9 protein-coding genes are annotated in these 7,018 nt (G+C 51.0%); 3 read left to right on the top strand and 6 right to left on the bottom strand.

The window, feature by feature from the left end:
- The first annotated feature begins 291 nt into the window (after positions 1-291).
- Complete coding sequence (locus D889_RS0114425; RefSeq protein WP_018962452.1) at positions 292-1,059, top strand: ABC transporter ATP-binding protein; 768 nt, start codon at positions 292-294, stop codon at positions 1,057-1,059.
- A complete protein-coding gene (locus D889_RS0114430; protein WP_010632106.1) occupies positions 1,056-1,817 on the top strand; it encodes an ABC transporter permease in 762 nt (253 codons plus the stop codon). Before D889_RS0114425 ends, D889_RS0114430 begins: the two co-directional genes overlap by 4 nt.
- Positions 1,818-1,971: 154 nt before the next feature.
- Here D889_RS0114430 and D889_RS0114435 read toward each other — a convergent pair whose 3' ends face one another.
- The gene (locus D889_RS0114435) at positions 1,972-2,490 is read right to left on the bottom strand and encodes a GNAT family N-acetyltransferase (protein WP_010632107.1); all 519 of its coding nucleotides are present in this window, start codon (positions 2,488-2,490) and stop codon (positions 1,972-1,974) included.
- Positions 2,491-2,495: 5 nt separating this feature from the next.
- Positions 2,496-3,068, bottom strand: coding sequence for an RDD family protein (locus D889_RS0114440; RefSeq protein WP_010632108.1), 573 nt, complete (start codon positions 3,066-3,068; stop codon positions 2,496-2,498).
- A gap of 476 nt (positions 3,069-3,544) precedes the next feature.
- On the opposite strand from D889_RS0114440, the gene D889_RS0114445 reads away from it, so the two are divergent.
- Positions 3,545-5,137: an APC family permease gene (locus tag D889_RS0114445; RefSeq protein ID WP_010632109.1), complete on the top strand. Its 1,593-nt coding sequence runs from the start codon at positions 3,545-3,547 to the stop codon at positions 5,135-5,137.
- A 187-nt stretch (positions 5,138-5,324) separates the two neighbouring features.
- Here D889_RS0114445 and D889_RS0114450 read toward each other — a convergent pair whose 3' ends face one another.
- Genes D889_RS0114450 through D889_RS0114465 form a run of 4 tightly spaced genes read right to left on the bottom strand, consistent with a single transcriptional unit; the run spans position 5,325 to position 6,649 of the window.
- Entirely contained in the window at positions 5,325-5,627 is a 303-nt protein-coding gene (locus tag D889_RS0114450; RefSeq protein ID WP_010632110.1) for a rhodanese-like domain-containing protein, read from the bottom strand.
- Positions 5,628-5,641: 14 nt separating this feature from the next.
- Positions 5,642-6,034: a DUF302 domain-containing protein gene (locus tag D889_RS0114455; RefSeq protein WP_010632111.1), complete on the bottom strand. Its 393-nt coding sequence runs from the start codon at positions 6,032-6,034 to the stop codon at positions 5,642-5,644.
- Between the two features lie 26 nt (positions 6,035-6,060).
- Positions 6,061-6,324, bottom strand: a complete 264-nt coding sequence (locus D889_RS0114460) for a metal-sensitive transcriptional regulator (RefSeq protein WP_010632112.1) — start codon at positions 6,322-6,324, stop codon at positions 6,061-6,063.
- 13 nt (positions 6,325-6,337) lie between these two features.
- Positions 6,338-6,649: a cupredoxin domain-containing protein gene (locus D889_RS0114465; RefSeq protein ID WP_238537665.1), complete on the bottom strand. Its 312-nt coding sequence runs from the start codon at positions 6,647-6,649 to the stop codon at positions 6,338-6,340.
- Positions 6,650-7,018: the final 369 nt, after the last annotated feature.

Genomic DNA, 7,018 nt, shown 5'->3' on the forward strand with positions numbered 1-7,018 from the left:
TGGCTCTTGACATCTTAAAGAGACAGAAGAACATGATCTTCTGTAGATCAAAAGCTGATCAGACCTTTCTCATGAGTGATTGGGAAACAGGATTGTCTCCCCCTGGCTTCCCCATCAAGGGCATAACAAGGGCAAAACAAAGGGTAAAACAATATTAAATTGACAGGGAAGCCGGGGGGCTTTCAAAGCAAATCCTATAGGAATCCAGAGACATTCCAGGTATCCGGATCCAACTGGAAATTACTCTAGATCGAGCTCTTATTACTAATATACGAGGAGGGAGACGAGATCATGCAGAACATGGCCATCCAGGTAAAAGGACTCTGGAAATCCTATAAACAGCTTCATGTGCTGAAAGGTGTGGACTTCAAGGTGGAGCGAGGAACGATTTTCGCATTGCTCGGTTCCAATGGTGCAGGAAAAACAACGATCGTTAAAATCCTCTCCACCCTGCTTAAACAGGACAGCGGAACCGCTGTAGTCAACGGATTCGATGTTGCGGTGAAACCCGAAAGCGTGCGGCAAACGATCAGCCTGACCGGTCAATTCACTGCCGTGGACGAGATTCTGACCGGGCGGGAAAACTTGATAATGATTGCCAGGCTTCGCCATCTCAAAAAACCGCGTCAGGTGGCGGACGATCTGCTGAACCGTTTCGACTTGGCAAGTGCTGCCGATCGCCGGGTGTCCGCATATTCGGGGGGCATGCGCCGCCGGCTCGATATTGCCATGAGTCTGATCGGCAAACCTCAGCTCATTTTTCTCGATGAACCGACGACCGGACTTGATCCTGAAGTGCGCCTTGAAGTTTGGAAGATCGTCAAGAAGCTGGCTGCTGGCGGCACGACTATTTTTCTGACCACACAGTATCTGGAAGAAGCCGAGCAGCTTGCCGACCGGATCGCCATTCTTCATGACGGAAAAATCATCGTCGACGGCACGCTCGCTGAGCTGAAAGAACTGTTCCCGCCAGCCAAGGTGGAATACGTGAAAAAGCAGCCGACGCTGGAGGAAATCTTTCTGGCCATCGTCGGTAAAAAGAAGGAGGATGCAAAATGAAGCAACACTTTCTCAGTGACCTGGCCGTCATGCTCGGACGTTCCATGCACCATATTTTCCGCAGCATGGATACCATTATCACCGTCACTCTGATGCCGATTGCGATGATGCTGCTGTTCGTTTATGTGTTCGGCGGTGCGATCAAAACCGGCGCGGCCAACTACGTCAATTACCTGTTGCCCGGAATCCTGTTGATTGCGATCACCAGCGGCATATCCTATACAGCATACCGCCTTTTTATTGATATGCAGCGAGGCATCTTCGAACGGTTCTACTCCATGCCGATTGCGCGTTCGACCGTACTGTGGGGACATGTGCTGACCTCACTGGTGTCCAATGCCATTTCGGTGATCATCATCATGCTCGTCGCACTGATTATGGGCTTTCGCTCGTCGGCAGGGCTTGGGGCATGGCTGGCCGTAGCCGGCATTCTTGCGCTATTTACCCTTGCCTTAACCTGGATTGCGGTCATTGCCGGACTGTCCGCTAAATCCGTAGACGGTGCCAGCGCCTTTTCCTATCCGATTCTCTTCCTGCCGTTTATCAGTTCGGCCTTTGTACCGACAGCATCGATGCCCGGTCCTGTACGCGCTTTTGCCGAAAACCAGCCGGTCACGTCGATCGTCGACACGATCCGTGCCCTGCTCAACAGGCAGACCGTCGGCAACGATATCTGGGTGGCACTCGTATGGTGCCTGGGTATTGCGGTTGTTGCCTATGCCCTCGCCATGTTGGTGTATAAGCGGAAAACAGCATGAAGTACTGCTTTTCATCGACCAGGCTACCAGGCTAAATTTTTTCTGACCATACAAAAAGACCCGCCTCCTCATCGTAAGTGGGTCTGTCACATTTCTGATTATATAGCGAATCTATGTTCGCATTATTCAGTCGGTCTTTGCCCCGGGCTTTCACTCAGTTGATGCTTAATCCCATTATCACTGAATCGTAGAATCTGCCGTTAACCAGCAGATCGCGGCTGATCCGTCCCTCCCGGACAAACCCGAGCGAGGTGTACAGCCGGATCGCGCGCTCATTATCCTCCCGGACCTGAAGATTGATTTTCCGTATTGTGCCGGATCGTTCCGCCCAGCGGATCAGAGCCTTAAGCAGCACTTTACCGATGTGACGGCCCCAGTATGCTTTCAGCACGCTGATGCCGAATTCACCGGTATGCGCCGTTCTCGGTCGGGATCCTCCGGAAAAATTGAGCGATCCGACGATCCTGCCGTCCGCCTCGGCCACTAGGTAGAGAGCATTCGTTCTGAGTGCATAGCTGTCAAGCGTATCCTGCTCCTGGTCGCGCGTTAACTGAAATTCACCAGGTCCGAATGTCAGGTAGTCGGTCTCGGCGGATACCTTTTCCAAATAGTCCAATAGTTTCTCAGCGTCTTCGCTCGTTGCTTCGCGGATGAGAATGTCTTCAGCGGACATCACCATTATCTCCTTTCTGCCAAAAAATTTACGGTATCCCTCGACGGGCTTATGCGGACGATCACTCTCGTTCCGGCAATCCAGTCGTAGACCGACCGCCGCTCTCTATTGGTCAGCTGGCTGAACAGGTAAATCGCCGCCATAATGTGAACCAGAATCAGCAGCGTGACCGCCGTGCGCTCAGGAACCGGCCCCGGCAAGAGGATTTGCCAGACGGCAAAATGTGCCGTTTCCCAAGGAATAAATTTGGCCACCGTGCGGACAGCAGAACGTACCGGACCGATGCGTCTGCCGCAGCGGTCGACAACTTGGAGCGCCAGCCTCCTTTTTCCCCACGTCCCCTGCCATGGCGCGCATTCGCAAATAAGGAAATATAGCGCAACAGGCAGTGTCATGAGCAAAAAGCCGGTCAGTTCGGCAATGGCTGCTGATCCGGCAAACAGCGGACGAAAAAAGCTGTGCAAAAGTGCAGAAAGAGTACCGATGACAATAAGCCCGTACGCCGCGATGATGAAGTAATCGAGCAGAAAGGCTAGGATGCGGCGTTTCAGCGAGGCACAGCGAACGGTCTCGTCCATAATGAGCACCTCTTCTCGGATCGCATGTGATACAGCTCGGTTCCCGTAGGGTTGGCTACATACAGTTTTTTATCATCGGATCGATGTACCCCGGACAAAATCCATAAACTTTTTTAATAAAAAAACGGTCGATTTAAAACGATTCTTTGCCTGATCAGTATATCATGTTGTCTCTTTAGTTGGTTTACTTCAAAAAACATTTCCCTCCTCCGGCAAATAAGAATTAAAGGTTACGATTTCATGACCCCATGATTTTTCGTTGCCAGTAGGGCATTTCCCCATAATATCGAAGGCGCGACCAAGCCCCCCATGACCACTGAAAGCGCCGTCTCAGGATGAAACAACCGCCGATAAATGTTAAAATTTTTTATATTGTGTGTTAGCACAAAGAAAATCGTGTGTAAAATGACGGACAGTGCCCGGCATGCTGTCTGTAGTTTTATATGAGAGAGAAAACAACAGAAGGTGTGAAAAAAATGAAGAATAATATGCGCCGCGAGATACGTACGTTTGCGCTGACGATGACCGGGCTGGGTTCAATCATCGGCTCCGGATGGCTGTTCGGTTCCTGGAAAGCGGCCAGTGTTGCCGGACCGGCGGCGATCTTCTCATGGATCATCGGGATGGTCCTGATCCTGTTCATCGGCCTGACTTTTGCCGAACTGGGCTCTTTGTTCCCGGCAGCAGGCGGGATGGTCCGCTACGGTCAGTTCTCCCACGGCTCGCTGGTAGGCTTTATTTCCGGCTGGGCGAACTGGATTGCGATCGTGTCCGTCATCCCTGTTGAAGCCGTCGCTTCAGCCCAGTATCTCAGTTCATGGAATTTCAGCTGGGCCCACCATTTGTATAATGGATCTGAGCTGAGCATTTCGGGCCTTTTCATTGCCGCGGCTCTGGTATTTATTTATTTTCTTGTGAATTATTTTACGGTTCGCTTATTTGCCCGGGTAAACACAACGATTACTATTTTTAAATTTATCATTCCGTCATTGGCAATCATCGGGATTCTGTTCGCAGGTTTCCATACGCACAATTTTGTTGCGGCAGAAGGCGGGGGGTTCATGCCGAACGGCTGGGCCGGTGTACTGACCGCTGTAGCCACATCCGGTATCGTCTTTGCCTTCAACGGATTTCAGAGTCCGGTCAATATGGCCGGCGAAGCGAAAGATCCCGGCAGATCGATTCCGATCGCAGTGATCAGCTCGATTCTGCTGGCCGGTATGATCTACATCATGCTGCAAATCGCATTCATCGGCGGCGTCACTCCGGACATGCTGCGCACGGGATGGTCTCACCTGAACCTCAACTCGCCGTTTGCCGATCTGGCCATGGCCCTCGGACTGAACTGGCTCGTACTGGTCTTGTTTGCCGATGCGTTTGTTTCCCCGTCCGGTACCGGTATCACCTACACAGCAACAACCGCGCGGATGATTTACGGTATGGTGCAAAATGGCTATTTTCCCCGCCTGTTCGGTAAGATCAACGGAACTGTCGGCGTCCCGCGCGCCGCAATGTGGCTCAACCTGGCTGTCTCATACCTGTTCCTGTTCATGTTCCGTGGGTGGAGCTCCCTGGCCAGTGTCATCTCCGTCGCCACACTGATCTCCTATCTGACCGGACCGATCTGTGTCATGGTCTTCAGACGCTATGGGAAAGGTATCCGGACTTCGCTGCATATCAAGGGTATGCCGATCATCGCGCCGATCGCATTCATCGCGGCTTCCATGATCTATTACTGGGCGACCTGGCCGCTGACCGGAAAAGTAACGCTGATCATTCTTATCGGACTTCCGATCTATTTCTATTATCAGGCCAAGGGGCATTTCCATGGCTTTCTGCGCGACCTTAAAGCCGGCATCTGGCTGATTGCCTACCTTTTCATCCTGATGATCCTATCCTGGATCGGCAGCAGTAAATTCGGCGGATTAAACTTAATTCCGTTTGGCTACGACTTTCTTGTCATCATCGCGTTCGGTTCCTTATTTTATTACCTGGGGATTAAGAGCGGCTGGCAGACCGATTATTTAAAAAAATTGGAAGAGCGGATCCGAGATAAGGAGGTTCGGTAAAAAGGTCCGGCAAACATTCCCGCCGGTGATGGTAATATAGATGATGCTTATGAAGGTAAGCAGAAAAGATGATGCAAAACTATTTTGTGCCCTGTGATTTCTGGCCGGTGTTCTCGTCATTATCTGGACGAGAACATGAAAAAACGTGCATCCCGGATGAAGGGAATGCACGTTTTTTTCATGTGCCTCAGCAGACGACCTGTCCGTTCCATTCCAGCATTCCGCCGGCCATATTTTTTACAGTGTATCCATGGGCGGAAAGAATCGCCGACGCGACACCGCTGCGGTTTCCGGAGTGGCAGACAATAATGTGGTCTTTCGTTTTGTCGATTTCATCGAGCCGTGACAACAGCTCGTTGACGGAAATATTTTTTGCACCGGGAATATGCCCTTTAGCGAATTCCCATGGTTCCCGGACATCAATGATGCTTACTTCTCCTTTCCCTTCGATCAGCCGTTCTACTGCCTGAGGTGTGATTTCTTCGTACATTTTGTAGTCTCCCTTTATTTACTTTCATCCAACACGTCGATGAGGATCGTCTCAACTTTTTTTGCCGTGTCGGTCAGCCCCGGATCATCGAGCAGACCGATCAGGGCGGTCGGCTTCGCGAGTCCGATCCTGGTCGTTCTATTTTCCGTGCGATAAACGGTCAGCTTGCACGGCAGAAAATAGCCGGCCAGTTTGTTGCGGTTTAACACGCCGGCCGCTTTACTCGGCTGACAAACCTCCAGGATATGGTAGGGCAGCGGATAACCGGTGACCCCTTTTTCTTTTAACTTTGCGGTCAGGTCAAGATGCCAGAGCACTCCAAATTTCTTTTCCTTTAAATTTGCCTCAAGGGCAGCGATGGCATCCTTAATCGATTTATCCGTGGTCACCGTATAATGAAAATCCATGATAAAGATCTCCTTTTGTAAAATTTTCAGCGGCTTTTCACAAGCATCTGGACTGCTTCATTGATCACTTGTTCGGTTGTTCCGTCCCCGCTTTCAATCTGACGGCGCAAGCATTCTTCAAGATTCGTTCCGACCACCAGACCCAGCGCGCGGTCCATCGCCGTCCGGGCGGCCGTCATTTGCGTGACCACATTCCGGCAGTCCTCATCAGCCTCCATCATTCGCAGAATACCCTGAATCTGCCCGTCAATCCGCTTCAGCCGGTTTTTCATTTGCGGTGTATAATTCATCGGCACTTCCTCCTTACGGTGTATTGTGATTTTTCGTATCCGGACGTGAGTCAGCAATCAGTTTGCCGTACATACCATCGGCGGTATGGCCCAGATATTGGCAGAGATAATAATACCGGCCAGGCTGCCTGATCTGAAAAACAGTCTGCGCAACCGGATCCGTATCATTACGAGCGGCAGGAAGCGAAGAAACAAACGCACCGTGAATGGCTGGTCCGTCCATCATTGCCATCCGGTTATAAGGCGGCGGTGCTAAAGTCACTTCAATGCCATGGGGCCCATCTTTGTCCTGATTCGCAAATTGCAGCGTAATCACTGAATTCACCGGAAGTAGTTGGGCTCTGCGGTGTCACATTGGTACCCGAAACATTGCCCATACCGTACATACCATAACCCCATATTCCGCGGGAAAACCCGAACACGCTCACCCGGCCGACCCAAATACCGGCAATAAAGAGAATCAACGCCAAAATGCTGGAGGATCCTTCACCTCTCCCCGTTCTGCTGCTATTATACCCCTGTGGGTATATAGATTTCAAAAAAAGGAACCTGCAAAATTCGAAAATTACAGATTGATCCGCCAAGTAAGGTTAGCGGTGATTAGAGCGACCATAATCTAGAGTGTGACCTGAAAATCTGGAGTGAATCGGTGATTTCGGAGCGCCTTTTCGCAGTTTCGGAGCGTACTTTGCCA

It is taken from the genome of Sporolactobacillus vineae DSM 21990 = SL153 (genome assembly GCF_000377985.1).
GTDB classification, from domain to species: Bacteria; Bacillota; Bacilli; order Bacillales; family Sporolactobacillaceae; genus Sporolactobacillus; species Sporolactobacillus vineae.